Origin of the sequence: Pseudomonas bananamidigenes (assembly GCF_001679645.1) — a bacterium.
GTDB lineage: Bacteria > Pseudomonadota > Gammaproteobacteria > Pseudomonadales > Pseudomonadaceae > Aquipseudomonas > Aquipseudomonas bananamidigenes.
Genome location: NZ_LRUN01000091.1, coordinates 1 through 15,766, shown reverse-complemented (window position 1 = coordinate 15,766; position 15,766 = coordinate 1). Strand labels below are relative to the sequence as shown.

At 59.8% G+C, this 15,766-nt stretch carries 13 protein-coding genes; 10 read left to right on the top strand and 3 right to left on the bottom strand.

What is annotated here, in order from left to right:
• Window positions 1-154 precede the first annotated feature (154 nt).
• Window positions 155-2,425 carry an ATP-dependent Clp protease ATP-binding subunit ClpA gene (gene clpA / locus BBF94_RS25810; RefSeq protein WP_065261752.1) on the bottom strand — a complete coding sequence of 757 codons (2,271 nt, stop codon included), beginning with the start codon at window positions 2,423-2,425 and terminating at the stop codon, window positions 155-157.
• Window positions 2,426-2,455: 30 nt separating this feature from the next.
• Window positions 2,456-2,818, bottom strand: coding sequence for an ATP-dependent Clp protease adapter ClpS (clpS, locus tag BBF94_RS25805; RefSeq protein ID WP_015094394.1), 363 nt, complete (start codon window positions 2,816-2,818; stop codon window positions 2,456-2,458).
• A 224-nt stretch (window positions 2,819-3,042) separates the two neighbouring features.
• On the opposite strand from clpS, the gene BBF94_RS25800 reads away from it, so the two are divergent.
• Window positions 3,043-3,324 carry a cold shock domain-containing protein gene (locus BBF94_RS25800; protein ID WP_065261751.1) on the top strand — a complete coding sequence of 94 codons (282 nt, stop codon included), beginning with the start codon at window positions 3,043-3,045 and terminating at the stop codon, window positions 3,322-3,324.
• A gap of 79 nt (window positions 3,325-3,403) precedes the next feature.
• On the opposite strand, the gene icd is transcribed toward BBF94_RS25800, so the two are convergent.
• The gene (icd, locus tag BBF94_RS25795; protein ID WP_065261750.1) at window positions 3,404-4,660 is read right to left on the bottom strand and encodes an NADP-dependent isocitrate dehydrogenase; all 1,257 of its coding nucleotides are present in this window, start codon (window positions 4,658-4,660) and stop codon (window positions 3,404-3,406) included.
• 481 nt (window positions 4,661-5,141) lie between these two features.
• On the opposite strand from icd, the gene BBF94_RS25790 reads away from it, so the two are divergent.
• The 9 genes from BBF94_RS25790 (at window position 5,142) to aceA (ending at window position 15,681) form a co-directional block, all read left to right on the top strand.
• On the top strand, window positions 5,142-7,367 hold the full coding sequence (locus BBF94_RS25790; RefSeq protein WP_065261749.1) for an NADP-dependent isocitrate dehydrogenase: 2,226 nt from the start codon (window positions 5,142-5,144) through the stop codon (window positions 7,365-7,367).
• A gap of 134 nt (window positions 7,368-7,501) precedes the next feature.
• Window positions 7,502-7,948, top strand: coding sequence for an NUDIX hydrolase (locus BBF94_RS25785; protein ID WP_065261748.1), 447 nt, complete (start codon window positions 7,502-7,504; stop codon window positions 7,946-7,948).
• Between the two features lie 59 nt (window positions 7,949-8,007).
• Window positions 8,008-9,132 (top strand): tRNA 2-thiouridine(34) synthase MnmA, encoded by a 1,125-nt coding sequence (gene mnmA, locus BBF94_RS25780; RefSeq protein WP_065261747.1) that lies wholly within the window; start codon window positions 8,008-8,010, stop codon window positions 9,130-9,132.
• A complete protein-coding gene (gene hflD / locus BBF94_RS25775) occupies window positions 9,129-9,752 on the top strand; it encodes a high frequency lysogenization protein HflD (RefSeq protein ID WP_065261746.1) in 624 nt (207 codons plus the stop codon). The genes mnmA and hflD overlap by 4 nt, the downstream gene beginning before the upstream one ends.
• A gap of 126 nt (window positions 9,753-9,878) precedes the next feature.
• A complete protein-coding gene (gene purB, locus BBF94_RS25770) occupies window positions 9,879-11,249 on the top strand; it encodes an adenylosuccinate lyase (protein WP_065261745.1) in 1,371 nt (456 codons plus the stop codon).
• Between the two features lie 86 nt (window positions 11,250-11,335).
• The gene (locus BBF94_RS25765; RefSeq protein ID WP_065261744.1) at window positions 11,336-12,511 is read left to right on the top strand and encodes a ribosomal protein uL16 3-hydroxylase; all 1,176 of its coding nucleotides are present in this window, start codon (window positions 11,336-11,338) and stop codon (window positions 12,509-12,511) included.
• Window positions 12,504-12,929, top strand: coding sequence for a GNAT family N-acetyltransferase (locus tag BBF94_RS25760; RefSeq protein WP_065261743.1), 426 nt, complete (start codon window positions 12,504-12,506; stop codon window positions 12,927-12,929). The genes BBF94_RS25765 and BBF94_RS25760 overlap by 8 nt, the downstream gene beginning before the upstream one ends.
• Window positions 12,930-13,141: 212 nt before the next feature.
• The gene (locus BBF94_RS25755; protein ID WP_065261742.1) at window positions 13,142-13,879 is read left to right on the top strand and encodes a secretin N-terminal domain-containing protein; all 738 of its coding nucleotides are present in this window, start codon (window positions 13,142-13,144) and stop codon (window positions 13,877-13,879) included.
• A 476-nt stretch (window positions 13,880-14,355) separates the two neighbouring features.
• On the top strand, window positions 14,356-15,681 hold the full coding sequence (aceA, locus tag BBF94_RS25750) for an isocitrate lyase (RefSeq protein ID WP_065261741.1): 1,326 nt from the start codon (window positions 14,356-14,358) through the stop codon (window positions 15,679-15,681).
• The last annotated feature ends 85 nt before the right edge of the window (window positions 15,682-15,766 follow it).

Here is a 15,766-nt window from a genome sequence, read left to right as displayed (position 1 = left end):
TTTGGTTACTTTTGGGGCGTTGCAAGACCGCCGTAAGGGCGGAACCCTAAGAAGCCGCTACCGCAGCAACGGATATGCCCCCCCCAAACCAAAAACCGCAGACAGCAAAAAGGCGCCCAAAGGCGCCTTTCGCTTTACGACAGACCAACAACCATCAAGCCATTTCCGCCGTGGTCTCGAAGTCAAACGTCAGCTCGCCATCCTTGATGTCGATGTGCACCACACCGCCATGCTCGGCCAGCTCGCCAAACAGAATCTCCTCCGCCAGCGGACGCTTGATCTTGTCCTGGATCAGACGCGCCATCGGGCGAGCGCCCATTGCCGAGTCGTAACCACCGGCCGCGAGCCAACTGCGCGCCGCGTCGGTGACCTCCAGAAGTACACGCTTGTCTTCCAGTTGCGCCTGAAGTTCGGTGAGGAACTTGTCCACCACGCTTTTGATGACCTCGTGGCTGAGGCGACCAAATTGAATGATGGTATCCAGACGGTTGCGGAATTCCGGCGTGAAGCTCTTCTTGATCACTTCCATCGCATCGGACGAGTGATCCTGATGGGTGAAACCGATCGAAGCACGCGCCGCGGTTTCAGCACCGGCGTTGGTGGTCATGATCACGATCACATTGCGAAAATCCGCCTTGCGCCCGTTGTTGTCGGTCAGCGTGCCGTGGTCCATCACCTGCAGCAGCAGGTTGAAGACTTCCGGATGCGCCTTCTCGATTTCATCGAGCAGCAATACGCAGTGGGGCTGCTTGGTGATCGCTTCGGTCAACAGACCGCCCTGGTCGAAACCGACATAACCCGGAGGCGCACCGATCAGACGCGATACGGTGTGGCGTTCCATGTACTCGGACATGTCGAAACGAACCAGCTCGATCCCCAGCGCCTTGGCCAGTTGCCGCGCCGCCTCGGTCTTGCCGACACCGGTAGGGCCGGCGAACAGGAACGAACCGACCGGTTTGTCCGGCGACTTCAGGCCTGCACGGGACAGCTTGATCGCGGTGGACAGCGAATCGATCGCCGCGTCCTGACCAAACACCGTCAGTTTCAGATCCCTTTCCAGGTTACGCAGCAGCTCCTTGTCGGAACTGGTGACGTGTTTAGGCGGAATCCGCGCGATCTTCGCCACGATATCTTCGACCTGCGGCACGTCGATGCGGGTCACACGCTTGTCGACCGGCTGCAGACGCTGGTAGGCGCCCGCTTCGTCGATCACATCGATGGCCTTGTCCGGCATGTGCCGGTCATTGATGTAGCGCGAAGCCAGCTCCGCAGCGGCACGCAGCGACTCGTCGCTGTACTCGATGTTGTGGTGCTGTTCGAAACGGCCTTTCAGACCGCGCAGGATACCGATGGTGTCCTCCACCGACGGCTCGACCACATCGACCTTCTGGAAGCGACGTGCCAGGGCACGGTCTTTTTCGAAGATGCCACGGAACTCCTGGAACGTGGTCGAACCGATGCAGCGGATATCACCCGAAGACAGCAGCGGCTTGAGCAGGTTCGAGGCGTCCATGACGCCACCGGACGCAGCACCTGCGCCGATGATGGTATGGATCTCGTCGATGAACAGGATCGCTTGCGGACGTTTTTTCAGCTCGCCGAGCAGTGCCTTGAAGCGCTTCTCGAAATCGCCGCGATATTTGGTGCCTGCGAGCAAGGCGCCCAGATCGAGGGAATAAACGACGCTGTTGGCCAGCAGATCCGGCACCTGGTTGTCGACAATGCGCTTGGCCAGGCCTTCGGCAATCGCGGTTTTACCCACGCCCGCCTCGCCCACCAGCAACGGATTGTTCTTGCGCCGACGCGCAAGGATCTGCGCGACACGCTCGACTTCCGTTTCACGCCCGACCAGCGGATCGATCCGGCCCTGGCGCGCGAGTTCGTTGAGATTGCTGGCATAAGCATCCAGCGGATTGCCTGAAGAAGAAGACTCACCGCCCTCATCGTCCTGCATATCTTGTTCACCTTCAGAGTGATCGCCATGCCCCGGCACCTTGGAAATGCCGTGGGCGATATAGTTGACGACATCAATGCGTGCAACGCTCTGCTGTTTCAGCAGGAACACCGCCTGACTCTCTTGCTCACTGAAGATTGCAACCAGCACGTTGGCACCGGTCACTTCGCGTTTGCCCGAGCTCTGCACATGAAAGACAGCACGTTGCAGCACACGCTGGAAGCCCAGGGTTGGCTGGGTTTCGCGATCTTCGTCATGAACGGGGATCAGCGGCGTGGTGGAGTCGATGAACTCCTGCAGATCGTGCTTGAGCTTGTCGAGGTTTGCGCCGCAGGCACGCAATACGGTAGCGGCAGCCTCATTGTCCAATAGGGCCAGCAGCAGGTGTTCGACGGTCATGAACTCATGACGCTTCGAACGAGCCTCCTTGAAGGCAAGATTGAGGGTGACTTCGAGCTCGCGGTTTAACATAGCTTCACCTCATACCCAAGTGGTCGGCGATTAACCGTCCTTCTCGATTTCACAGAGTAGCGGATGCTGGCTTTCCCTGGCGTACTGGTTGACCTGCATGGCCTTTGTCTCGGCGATGTCGCGGGTAAACACTCCACATACTGCCCGCCCTTCTGTGTGGACGGCCAGCATGACCTTGGTCGCCAGCTCGCGATTCAGGTTAAAAAACACCTCGAGCACTTCGACGACGAAATCCATCGGTGTGTAGTCATCATTGAACAAAACCACCTTGTACATCGGCGGCGCCTGTAACGCAGGCTTTGCTTCCTGAACAGCAATACCCGCTGAATCGTCGTCGTGTAAATCAGGGCGATCCTGATTGAATGTTAGTCGAATCTGGCTGATTGCATGCATGGAAAGAAAGGTTCGTCAGTTGTGCAAATACAGTGGTGGGGGCGGCCTGACACGTTTTCAACTCCGACTGCCCGGTCACCTTGACTATCGGGAAAACGGTGTTACAACCAATAGAACCCACAGTGGGTAAAAAAGATCCGCGAAGTCAATTCTTTTAACGGATTCGACGGCGGATGAATTGGATGATACTCCAGCGATGGAGACTGTTGCAGAGGGATTTGAGCATGGCTGTCGGCAAGGTGAAATGGTTCAACAATGCCAAGGGGTTCGGTTTCATCAACACCGATGCCCGCGAGGGAAAGGACGAGGACGGCAAGGAAATCGATTTCTTTGCGCACTACTCCGCCATTGAAATGGACGGGTACAAAACCCTCAAAGCCGGGCAAATCGTCAAATTCGAGATCGTGCAAGGGCCAAAAGGCCTGCACGCCACAAAAATTCAGAATGTCGAGGCCGCAAAAGACGCCACCTCGCCAGCTGTTCATCACCAGTCAGTGACCAGCTGAAGCAACCAGAACACCTGCCAGAAAACAGACCGCCCGGCTCGATCACTCGAGCCGGGCGGTTTCGTTGCAACTGCCTTTGTTACATGTGCTTGACGATCGCCTCACCGAAGCCCGAAGACGACACCAGCTTGGCGCCTTCCATCAGACGTTCGAAGTCATAGGTCACGGTCTTGGCCGCAATCGCGCCATTGGTGCCCTTGATGATCAGGTCCGCCGCCTCGGTCCAGCCAAGGTGACGCAGCATCATTTCAGCAGACAGAATCACCGAGCCCGGGTTGACCTGGTCCTTGCCGGCATACTTCGGCGCAGTACCGTGGGTCGCTTCGAACATGGCCACGGTGTCGGACAGGTTGGCACCCGGCGCGATACCGATACCACCCACTTCCGCCGCCAGGGCGTCGGACAGGTAGTCACCGTTGAGGTTCAGGGTGGCGATCACATCGTATTCGGCCGGACGCAGCAGGATCTGCTGAAGCATGGCGTCGGCGATGGCATCCTTGACGATGACTTCGCGACCGGTTTTCGGGTTCTTGAATTTCATCCACGGGCCGCCGTCCAGCAGCTCGGCGCCGAACTCGTCCCGTGCCACCTCGTAGCCCCAGTCCTTGAAGGCACCTTCGGTGAACTTCATGATGTTGCCCTTGTGCACGATGGTCAGCGACTTGCGGTCGTTGTCCACCACGTATTGCAGGGCCTTGCGCACCAGACGCTTGGTGCCTTCCTTCGAAACCGGCTTGATGCCGATACCGCAATCCTGGTCGAAACGGATCTTGGTAACGCCCATTTCTTCTTTCAGGAACTTGATGACCTTGGTGGCCTCAGGGGAGCCGGCCTTCCATTCGATACCGGCATAAATGTCTTCGGAGTTCTCGCGGAAAATCACCATGTCGACGTCGCCAGGCTTCTTCACCGGACTTGGTACACCCTGGAACCAGACGACCGGACGCAGGCAGACATACAGATCGAGCTGTTGGCGCAGAGCCACGTTAAGGGAGCGGATGCCGCCACCGACCGGTGTGGTCAGCGGGCCCTTGATGGAAACCACGTAATCCTTGACGGCGTCCAGGGTTTCCTGGGGCAGCCAGGTGTCCTGGTCGTAGACTTGAGTTGCTTTTTCGCCAGCATAAACTTCCATCCAGGAAATCTTGCGCTTGCCCCCGTAGGCCTTGGCCACGGCAGCATCAACCACTTTGATCATCACAGGGCTGACGTCGACGCCAATGCCGTCACCTTCGATGAAGGGAATGATCGGGTTATCAGGGACATTGAGAGAATGGTCTGCGTTGACGGTGATTTTGTCGCCGACGGCTGGAACCTGAATCTTCTTGTAACCCATGCTGAACTCCATTGTTTGGATTGAACATCTGGCTTGCTTCGAGCGTAACCCAGTTGTATCAACACGCAAACCCTCCGTTCCGGGCGCGCCCGCATCTCGTTTTGTACAAGCCTGAAAGCAAAGGGAAAAGCGCCAATCTCAAGCATTCACGACGACTCTACGCCCCATCCCGCCCTGCGACCTTTAGACCAATGGACGAGCATCGTTGCATATGAACCATCGGCAGATTGCCAGCTACCTATGTATAATGCCGCCCGCTGACCAAAGGGTCACGACGGCTGGCCTCTCTAGCACGAGACTTTCCGCCTGATTGGTCGGGTTGTTACCGCAGTCCGACTGCTTGACGCTCTACTGATGCACCCAACATCACCGCGAAGAATCTCGACATTCGGTTCATGGATGACTTTGAACGAACGCGCTTACCCGGCGCCCCTCGAGTTTCTGCGCACGCTTTAGCAAAGAAGAGAGAGTTAATCCGAATATGCCCACCCGCTCGAAGATCATCTATACCTTCACCGACGAAGCTCCAGCCCTCGCCACCTATTCCCTGCTGCCGATCATCGAGGCTTACACCGCCTCGGCCGATATCGCCGTGGAAACCCGCGATATCTCTCTTGCAGCACGCATCCTGGCCAGCTTCCCCGAGCAACTGGGCGACAAAGCCGTAGCCGACCACCTCGCCGAACTGGGCGAACTGGCCGTTACGCCTGAAGCCAACATCATCAAACTGCCGAACATCAGTGCTTCGGTGCCACAGCTGCAGGCCGCGATCAAGGAACTGCAGGCTCAGGGCTACAACCTGCCGGACTACTCGGAAAACCCGACCAACGACGCCGAAAAAGATGCCAAGGCGCGCTACGACAAGGTCAAGGGCAGCGCCGTGAACCCGGTTCTGCGTGAAGGCAACTCCGACCGTCGCGCCCCGCTGTCAGTCAAGAACTATGCGCGCAAGCACCCGCACAAGATGGGCGCCTGGGCCAAAGACTCCAAATCCCACGTCGCTCACATGAGCACCGGCGATTTCTACGGCAGCGAAAAAGCCGCCCTGATCGACGCCGCTGACACCGTGAAGATCGAGCTGATCGCCAAGGACGGCACCGCTACCGTCCTGAAAGAAAAAACCGCCGTTCAGGCCGGCGAGATCCTCGACTGCTCCGTCATGAGCAAGAAAGCCCTGCGCGCGTTCATCGCCGCTGAAATCGACAGCGCCAAGCAACAAGGCGTGCTGCTGTCGGTTCACCTGAAAGCCACCATGATGAAAGTCTCCGACCCGATCATGTTCGGCCAGATCGTTGCCGAGTTCTACAAGGACGCCCTGACCAAGCACGCCGACGTGCTGGCCGAAATCGGTTTCAACCTGAACAACGGCATCGGCGACCTGTACGCCCGCATCAAGTCCCTGCCAGCCGAGCTGCAGGCTCAGATCGAAGCCGATATCCAGGCGGTCTACGCCGTTCGTCCGGCTCTGGCGATGGTCAACTCCGACAAGGGCATCACCAACCTGCACGTGCCGAGCGACGTCATCGTCGACGCCTCGATGCCGGCCATGATCCGCGACTCCGGCAAGATGTGGGGCACCGACGGCCAGTTGCACGACACCAAGGCCGTGATCCCGGATCGCTGCTACGCCACCATCTACCAGGCCGTGATCGAAGATTGCAAAGCCAATGGTGCATTCGATCCGACCACCATGGGCAGCGTGCCGAACGTCGGCCTGATGGCCAAAAAGGCCGAAGAGTACGGCTCCCACGACAAGACCTTCCAGATCAAGGCCGACGGCGTGGTTCGCGTGACCGACAGCAAAGGCACCCTGCTGATGGAACAGGCTGTCGAAGCCGGCGACATCTTCCGCATGTGCCAGACCAAGGACGCGCCGATCCAGGACTGGGTCAAGCTGGCCGTCAACCGCGCTCGTGCAAGCAGCACTCCGGCCATCTTCTGGCTCGACCCGATGCGCGCCCACGACGGCGTGGTGATCGAAAAAGTTCAGGCTTACCTGAAGGATCACGACACCGAGGGCCTGGACATCCAGATCATGTCGCCGGTCGACGCCATGAAGTACACCCTGCAGCGCACCCGCGACGGCAAGGACACCATTTCGGTGACCGGCAACGTTCTGCGCGACTACCTGACCGACCTGTTCCCGATCATGGAACTGGGCACCAGTGCCAAAATGCTGTCGATCGTGCCGCTGATGAACGGTGGCGGCCTGTTCGAAACCGGCGCTGGCGGTTCGGCTCCGAAGCACGTGCAGCAACTGGTCGAAGAGAACTTCCTGCGCTGGGATTCGCTGGGCGAATTCCTGGCCCTGGCCGCCTCTCTCGAGCACTTGGGTGTGAACTACAACAACCCGAAAGCGCTGGTTCTGTCCAAGACCCTGGACCAGGCCACCGGCCAGTTCCTGGACAACAACAAGTCGCCATCGCGCAAAGTCGGCAACATCGACAACCGCGGCAGCCACTTCTACCTGGCCATGTACTGGGCACAAGCCCTGGCTGCCCAGACCGAAGACGCTGCACTGCAGGCGCAGTTCGCGACCCTGGCCAAGACCCTGACCGAGAACGAAGCGACCATCGTTGCCGAGCTCAACGCCGTTCAAGGCAAGCCAGTGGACATCGGCGGTTACTACCACGCCAATGCCGAGCTGATCAGCAAGGCCATGCGCCCGAGCGCAACCCTCAACGCGGCCATCGCTGCGCTGGTATAAGGTTGTAGGGAACATCACAAACCCCGGCCATGCGCCGGGGTTTGTGTTTCTGAAGCCAATACAAACCCTGTGGGAGCTGGCTTGCCAGCTCCCACAGGGTTAGTGTTTCAAGTTTTGGGAATTGAGGAAGGTTTATGGACTGGCTCCCCCACATCACCGTCGCGACCATCGTCGAGGACAACGGCCGCTTCCTGATGGTCGAGGAACACAAGGCTGGCCGCAACGTGCTCAATCAGCCCGCCGGTCATCTGGATCCGGACGAAACCCTGATCGAAGCCGCCGTGCGCGAAACCCTTGAAGAAACCGGCTGGGACGTCGAGCCCACCGCCGTCATCGGCATTTATCTGTACACCGCACCGAGCAACGGCGTGACTTACCAGCGCGTATGCTTCAGCGCCAAAGCCGTGAAACACCGCCCGGACTATCAGCTGGACGACGGCATCGTCGGCGCCAAGTGGCTGACCCGCGACGAATTATTGGCCCGACGGGACAGCTGGCGCAGCGAGCTGATCATCCGTTGCATCGATGATTATCTGGCCGGTAATCGCTTCGGTCTCGAACTGATCCGCCCTTCCCTTTAGCCTTGAGGCCGTGAGCCTGATAGAATCGCGTCCTTTTTCAAGACACTCATTGAATCCCTATGCGTGATCCAGCCCCTTCTGACACATCCAAGAAGCGCGTCATTGTCGGCATGTCCGGCGGCGTGGACTCTTCCGTTTCCGCTCTCCTGCTGATCGAGCAGGGTTATGAGGTGGAAGGCCTGTTCATGAAGAACTGGGAAGAAGACGACGGAACCGAATATTGCACCGCCATGGACGACCTGGCGGATGCCCAGGCCGTGTGCGACAAGATCGGCATCAAACTGCACACCGCCAACTTCGCCGCCGAGTACTGGGACAACGTGTTCGAGCATTTCCTGGCCGAATACAAGGCCGGACGCACGCCGAACCCGGACATCCTGTGCAACCGCGAGATCAAGTTCAAGGCGTTCCTCGACTACGCCATGATGCTCGGCGCCGATCTGATCGCCACCGGCCACTACGTGCGCCGCCGCGACATCGACGGCCGTACCGAGCTGCTCAAGGGCCTGGATCCGAACAAGGACCAGAGCTATTTCCTGCACGCCGTCGGCGGTGAACAGATCGCCAAGACCCTGTTCCCGGTCGGCGAGCTGGAAAAACCGGAAGTCCGCGCCATTGCCGAGAAATACGAGCTGGCGACCGCCAAGAAGAAGGATTCCACCGGAATCTGCTTCATCGGCGAGCGTCGCTTCAGCGATTTCCTCAAGCAATACCTTCCCGCGCAACCGGGTGAGATCAAGACCACCGAAGGCGAAGTCATCGGCCGTCACCACGGCCTGATGTATCACACCATCGGCCAGCGCCAGGGCCTGGGCATCGGCGGCCTGAAAGACGCCGGAGACGAGCCGTGGTACGTGCTGCGCAAGGATCTGGACACCAACGAACTGATCGTCGGTCAGGGCAACAACCATCCATGGCTGTTCTCCGGCGCCCTGCTCGCTTCGGAAATCTATTGGGTCAACCCGATCGATTTGAGCCAGCCGCTGCGCCTGACGGCGAAGGTCCGCTACCGCCAGAGCGATCAGGCCTGCACGCTGGAAAAAACCGAAAACGGCTACCGCGCCGTGTTCGACGAACCGCAGCGCGCAGTCACGCCGGGCCAGTCGGTGGTGTTCTATGACGGAGAAATCTGTCTCGGCGGCGGCGTGATCGAAGTTGCCGAGCCGTGGAGCGGCCAGGCATGAGCCCGACTCAGGAGCAATTGACCGCTCTGGGTGGCGTGTTTCTCGCCGCCGTGCTGGTGGACCGGATCGCCAAGACCGGCCAGACCAACGAGGCCGGTCTGAGCTGCATGCTCGGCAGCCTGCTGGTTCGCGATCCGAAAGACACGCTGGACGTCTATGGCGGCGATGACATCAACCTGCGCGACGGTTATCGCGCATTGATCGGCGCGCTCGAGCGCGATCCGAGCACCTTGCAGCGCGAGCCGTTGCGCTACGCCTTGTCGATGCTCGGTCTTGAGCGGCAACTGGCCAAACGCGATGACATGCTCGACGTGATCGGCAAACGTCTGCCGCTGATCCAGTCGCAGGTCGAACATTTCGGCCCGGCCCACGAAAACGTGATCGCCGCGTGTGGCGCGCTGTATCAGGATACCCTGAGCACTTTGCGCCAGCGCATCCAGGTGCACGGCGACATGCGCAACCTGCAGCAGCCGAGCAACGCTTCAAAGATTCGCGCCCTGCTGCTCGCCGGCATCCGTTCGGCACGCCTGTGGCGTCAATTGGGTGGCCATCGCTGGCAACTGCTGATCAGCCGTCGCAAATTGCTCAAAGAACTTTACCCGCTGATGCGCAGCAGCTGAACCGCGCCTGCAACACCGTTTTGAGTCAGTAACGCGTAATACGCCGGTCAGTTGGCGACGGACCGGCGGATTTTTTCATGTATGATACGCGCCCCATTTCGTTGCCCGACTGTCCGAGAACACCCCATGCAGCTCTCTTCGCTCACTGCGGTTTCCCCTGTTGACGGCCGCTACGCCGGCAAAACCCAGGCCCTGCGCCCGATTTTCAGCGAGTACGGCCTGATCCGTGCCCGTGTCCTGGTTGAAGTGCGCTGGCTTCAGCGCCTGGCCGCTCATGCCGGCATCCCGGAAGTGCCAGCCTTCTCCGCCGAAGCCAACGCCGTTCTGAACGAACTGGCCGAGAACTTCTCGCTGGAGCACGCCGAGCGCGTGAAAGAGATCGAGCGCACCACCAACCATGACGTGAAAGCGATCGAGTACCTGCTCAAGGAGCAGGCGGCCAAGCTGCCGGAACTGGCCAAGGTCAGCGAGTTCATCCACTTCGCCTGCACCAGCGAGGACATCAACAACCTGTCCCACGCCCTGATGCTGCGCGAAGGCCGTGACGACGTGATGCTGCCGCTGATGCGCCAGACCGCCAACGCCATCCGCGAACTGGCCCTGCGCTTCGCCGATGTGCCGATGCTGTCGCGCACCCACGGCCAACCGGCTTCGCCGACCACCCTGGGTAAAGAGCTGGCGAACGTGGTTTACCGTCTCGAGCGCCAGATCGCTCAGGTCGCTGCCGTTCCGCTGCTGGGCAAGATCAACGGCGCTGTCGGCAACTACAACGCCCACCTGTCGGCCTACCCGCAGATCGACTGGGAAGCCAACGCCCGCGCCTTCATCGAAGACGAGCTGGGCCTGGCCTTCAACCCTTACACCACGCAGATCGAGCCGCACGACTACATCGCCGAACTGTTCGACGCCATTGCGCGTTTCAACACCATCCTGATCGACTTCGACCGTGACATCTGGGGCTATATCTCCCTGGGTTACTTCAAGCAGCGCACCATCGCCGGCGAAATCGGCTCGTCGACCATGCCGCACAAGGTCAACCCGATCGACTTCGAAAACTCCGAAGGCAACCTGGGCATCGCCAACGCGCTGTTCCAGCACCTGGCGAGCAAACTGCCGATTTCCCGCTGGCAGCGCGACCTGACCGACTCCACCGTGCTGCGCAACCTCGGTGTCGGCTTCGCCCACAGCGTGATCGCGTACGAAGCGAGCCTCAAAGGCATCAGCAAACTCGAACTCAACGCCGAAAGGATCGCTGCCGATCTGGACGCCTGCTGGGAAGTCCTGGCCGAGCCGATCCAGACCGTGATGCGTCGCTACAACATCGAAAACCCGTACGAGAAGCTGAAAGAGCTGACACGCGGCAAGGGCATCAGCCCTGAAGCGCTGCTGACTTTCATCGACAGCCTGGACATGCCGGCTGCCGCGAAAGCCGAGCTCAAGCAACTGACTCCGGCCAACTACATCGGCAACGCTGTAGCGCAAGCCAAACGCATCTGATCGACTGCTTGACCCGCTTGAGACGCCCGGCCGCGCCGGGCGTTTTTATTCCCGTCTGAAAAATGCTTTTTTTCAATAGGTTACATATGAATCCCGATACTCCTCTTCAACTTCTGGGTGGTCTCACGGCACGCGAATTCATGCGCGATTACTGGCAGAAAAAGCCGCTGCTGATCCGTCAGGCCTTTCCTGATTTCGAAAGCCCGATCGACGCCGACGAACTGGCCGGCCTGGCCCTGGAAGAAGAAGTCGAATCGCGCCTGGTGATCGAGCATGGCGAGCGCCCATGGGAGCTGCGCCGCGGCCCGTTCGCCGAAGACGAGTTCAGCAAACTGCCGGAGCGCGAATGGACCCTGCTGGTGCAGGCCGTCGATCAGTTCGTGCCGGAAGTCAGCGAACTGCTGGAAAATTTCCGTTTCCTGCCGAGCTGGCGCGTCGATGACGTAATGATCAGCTTCGCCGCCCCGGGCGGCAGCGTCGGCCCGCACTTCGACAACTACGACGTGTTCCTGCTGCAAGGCCACGGCAAGCGCAACTGGAAGATCGGCCAGATGTGCGACTCCGAAAGCCCGCTGCTGCAACACGCGGACCTGCGCATTCTTGCCGAATTCCACGAGACCGAAGAATGGGTCCTGGAACCGGGCGACATGCTGTACCTGCCGCCGCGCCTGGCTCACTGCGGCGTGGCCGTCGATGACTGCATGACCTACTCGGTCGGCTTCCGCGCACCGAGCGCCGCTGAAGTGCTGACCCACTTCACCGACTTCCTCAGCCAGTTCCTGACTGATGAAGAGCGCTACACCGACGCCGATGCCAAACCGGTCAGCGATGACCCGCATCAAATCCAGCACGATGCACTCGACCGCCTCAAAGCGCTACTCGCCGAACACATGAGCGACGAACGCCTGCTGCTGACCTGGTTCGGCCAGTACATGACCGAGCCGCGCTATCCGGAATTGGTCGTCGGCCCGGAAGAAGTCGAGGAAGAAGACTTCCTCGGCGCCCTTGAAGACGGCGCCATTCTGATCCGCAACCCGAGTGCCCGACTGGCTTGGTCCAACGTCGATGACGATCTGCTGCTGTTCGCCAGCGGTCAGAGCCGTTATCTGCCGGGCAAGCTGCGCGAGCTGCTGAAACTGATCTGCTCCGCCGACGCCCTGCACACCGACAACCTCGGTGACTGGCTGAGCGATGAAGACGGTCGCGGCCTGCTGTGCGAACTGGTCAAACAGGGCAGCCTGGGGTTCGCCGACGATGAATAAGATTCGCGTACGCGTTGCAGACTGGCACAAGGACAACGCCGAGATCCGCCGCATTCGCGAAACGGTGTTCATTGCCGAACAGTCGGTGCCACCCGAGCTCGAGTGGGATGCCGATGACGCCACGGCGGTGCATTTCCTGGCCTTCGAAGGCGACTTTCCGATCGGCACTGCCCGCCTGTTGCCCGATGGGCATATCGGCCGGGTTTCGGTGCTCAAGGACTGGCGCGGACTGAAGGTCGGCGATGCGCTGATGCAGGCGGTCATCGCCCAGGCCGAAGCCCGCGGACTGAAGCAGCAGATGCTCAGCGCGCAGGTTCAGGCGACCCCGTTCTATGAGCGCCTGGGGTTCAAACTGGTCAGCGAGGAATTCCTCGAGGCCGGGATACCCCATGTCGACATGGTTCGTCATTCGGCTTAAGCCCAAGGCGCTCCTTTCGCGAGCAAGCTCGCTCCCACAGGATTTACGCTGAACCTGTGGGAGCGAGCCTGCTCGCGATAGCGGCCTCAAGAAAACTCAAAACGCCCCGCCATTCCCGATGCCGGGGCGTTTTGCTGTCTACGATTCAACTTGCCCCACCCCGGGCCGACAAACTGGCAATATCAAGCCTTTCGAAAGCGGAGATAACGGACATGTCCCTACGCACCCTGCTCACCACGCTGCTGCTCGGCTGCAGCTTTTCGGTGCTGGCAGCCACAGAAATCGTGCCCCTCAAATACCACACCAGCGCGGACATGCTGCCGGTGGCCCAGGACTTCATTGGCAAGGACGGCCAGGTCAGCGCTTATGGCAATCAGTTGATCGTCAAGGCCGAGCCGGACAAGATCCAGGAACTCAAAGCCCTGCTCACGCAACTCGACACCGCACCCAAACGCCTGCTGATTACCGTCGACACCAACGAAAGCAATCAGCAGAACACCGGCGATCAGCAAACCAGAATCATCAACTACAGCACCGCCAGCCGCGACGGCGGCATTCAGCAGATTCAGGCCAGCGAAGGCGCACCTGCCCTGATCCAGGTGGGCCAGAGCGTGCCGATCACCAGCAGCCAGAGCAATTCCTGGGGCGATTACAGCAGCCAGACCCAATATCGCAACGTGACTCAAGGTTTCTACGTCACCGCCAGCGTCACCGGCGACACCGTTCATCTGGCAATCAGCACCAACCGTGACCGCATGAGCCAGGAACGTCCTGATGTAGTGAACGTGCAAAGCACCGACACAACCGTCACCGGACGCCTGGGCGAATGGATCACCCTGGCCGGCGTGAATCGAGAGACTCAGGCCGACAAACAGGGCCTGACCCGCAGCTACTCGACTCAAGGCCGGGATGACATGACGTTGCGGGTGAAAGTCGACACGTTGGACTAAAGCACCAAAAACTGACTGATTAGTCGTATTAGACGAAAGATGTAGTGCTTAAAAAAAAGCACTACAAAACGTTTGACGAGCCAAAAAAGCGAAGGCATGATGGCCTCGCTCCCGCTAATCAGAGGCCCTGGCAAGGGCCTTCGAAGCGATGTTCGCACCTACCCCGCGAACCGTTTCGTGTCTGTACCGCCCACAAGGCGTGTTTGACGAGGTTGCCGACTGGAACGAAGTTGTCCCGAGGGACGGAAGCGTAATTAGGTAACCCGGCTTCACACTGTAGCTCGCACCAGGGCCCACGACGCCCGAACGCGCCCGCCAGTTCGCCTTTACCTGCTCACCTCCCCTCGAGCCCATCGTTCATCCCGTCGCCTGCCCCGCCGAATACGACCCGACCATCGCAAGCTTCTGGTCAGCGAGCGCAAGGAATTTTCCACCGCAGAACAACTTTTCATAAAGACGCGACGAGGTTTATCTCCATGGCACTGACACGCGAACAGCAAATTGCAGCCCTTGAAAAAGACTGGGCTGAAAACCCGCGCTGGAAAGGCGTGACTCGCACTTACTCCGCTGCTGACGTCGTCCGCCTGCGTGGCTCGATCCAACCCGAGCACACCCTGGCACGCATGGGCGCCGAGAAGCTGTGGAACCTGGTGACCCAGGGTGCCAAGCCGTCCTTCCGCCCAGAGAAAGACTTCGTCAACTGCATGGGTGCCCTGACCGGCGGCCAGGCTGTTCAACAGGTCAAGGCCGGTATCCAGGCGATCTACCTGTCGGGCTGGCAAGTCGCTGCGGACAACAACTCCGCCGAATCGATGTACCCGGATCAGTCGCTGTACCCGGTGGACTCGGTTCCAACCGTGGTCAAGCGCATCAACAACTCGTTCCGTCGTGCCGACCAGATCCAGTGGAAAGCCGGCAAGAACCCGGGCGACGAAGGCTACATCGACTACTTCGCGCCAATCGTGGCTGATGCCGAAGCCGGTTTCGGCGGCGTACTGAACGCCTACGAGCTGATGAAGAGCATGATCGAAGCAGGCGCCGCCGGCGTTCACTTCGAAGACCAGCTGGCTTCCGTGAAGAAGTGTGGCCACATGGGCGGCAAGGTTCTGGTTCCAACCCAGGAAGCCGTGCAGAAGCTGACCGCTGCGCGCCTGGCTGCCGACGTTGCCGGCGTACCAACCATCATCCTGGCCCGTACCGACGCCAACGCTGCCGACCTGCTGACGTCCGACTGTGACCCGTACGATCAGCCGTTCGTGACCGGCACCCGCACTCAGGAAGGTTTCTACAAGGTGCGTGCAGGCCTGGACCAGGCCATCGCCCGTGGCCTGGCCTACGCGCCGTACGCCGACCTGATCTGGTGCGAAACCGCCAAGCCGGACCTGGAAGAAGCCCGTCGCTTTGCCGAAGCGATCAAGAAGGAATACCCGGACCAGATCCTGTCGTACAACTGCTCGCCTTCCTTCAACTGGAAGAAAAACCTGGACGACGCGACCATCGCCAAGTTCCAGCGCGAACTGTCCGCCATGGGTTACAAGCACCAGTTCATCACCCTGGCCGGCATTCACAACATGTGGCACAGCATGTTCAACCTGGCGCACGACTACGCCCGCAACGACATGACCGCCTACGTGAAACTGCAGGAGCAGGAGTTCGCTGACGCCGCCAAGGGTTACACCTTCGTGGCTCACCAGCAGGAAGTGGGCACCGGCTACTTCGACGACATGACTACCGTGATCCAGGGCGGCACCTCTTCGGTGACCGCGCTGACCGGCTCGACCGAAGAAGAACAGTTCCACTGATCGACTTCGCTGAGTAAACGGCCTTTGCGGACCGTCCAGAAAGCTAACCGCATTGCCGAAAAACTGACGCCCCGACCGGTTCGGG

Bases quoted from the DNA above. Each gene is read 5' to 3' on its own strand.
- clpA (WP_065261752.1), bottom strand. From the start codon at position 2,425: ATGTTAAACCGCGAGCTCGAAGTCACCCTCAATCTTGCCTTCAAGGAG.
- clpS (WP_015094394.1), bottom strand. From the start codon at position 2,818: ATGCATGCAATCAGCCAGATTCGACTAACATTCAATCAGGATCGCCCT.
- BBF94_RS25800 (WP_065261751.1), top strand. From the start codon at position 3,043: ATGGCTGTCGGCAAGGTGAAATGGTTCAACAATGCCAAGGGGTTCGGT.
- icd (WP_065261750.1), bottom strand. From the start codon at position 4,660: ATGGGTTACAAGAAGATTCAGGTTCCAGCCGTCGGCGACAAAATCACC.
- BBF94_RS25790 (WP_065261749.1), top strand. From the start codon at position 5,142: ATGCCCACCCGCTCGAAGATCATCTATACCTTCACCGACGAAGCTCCA.
- BBF94_RS25785 (WP_065261748.1), top strand. From the start codon at position 7,502: ATGGACTGGCTCCCCCACATCACCGTCGCGACCATCGTCGAGGACAAC.
- mnmA (WP_065261747.1), top strand. From the start codon at position 8,008: ATGCGTGATCCAGCCCCTTCTGACACATCCAAGAAGCGCGTCATTGTC.
- hflD (WP_065261746.1), top strand. From the start codon at position 9,129: ATGAGCCCGACTCAGGAGCAATTGACCGCTCTGGGTGGCGTGTTTCTC.
- purB (WP_065261745.1), top strand. From the start codon at position 9,879: ATGCAGCTCTCTTCGCTCACTGCGGTTTCCCCTGTTGACGGCCGCTAC.
- BBF94_RS25765 (WP_065261744.1), top strand. From the start codon at position 11,336: ATGAATCCCGATACTCCTCTTCAACTTCTGGGTGGTCTCACGGCACGC.
- BBF94_RS25760 (WP_065261743.1), top strand. From the start codon at position 12,504: ATGAATAAGATTCGCGTACGCGTTGCAGACTGGCACAAGGACAACGCC.
- BBF94_RS25755 (WP_065261742.1), top strand. From the start codon at position 13,142: ATGTCCCTACGCACCCTGCTCACCACGCTGCTGCTCGGCTGCAGCTTT.
- aceA (WP_065261741.1), top strand. From the start codon at position 14,356: ATGGCACTGACACGCGAACAGCAAATTGCAGCCCTTGAAAAAGACTGG.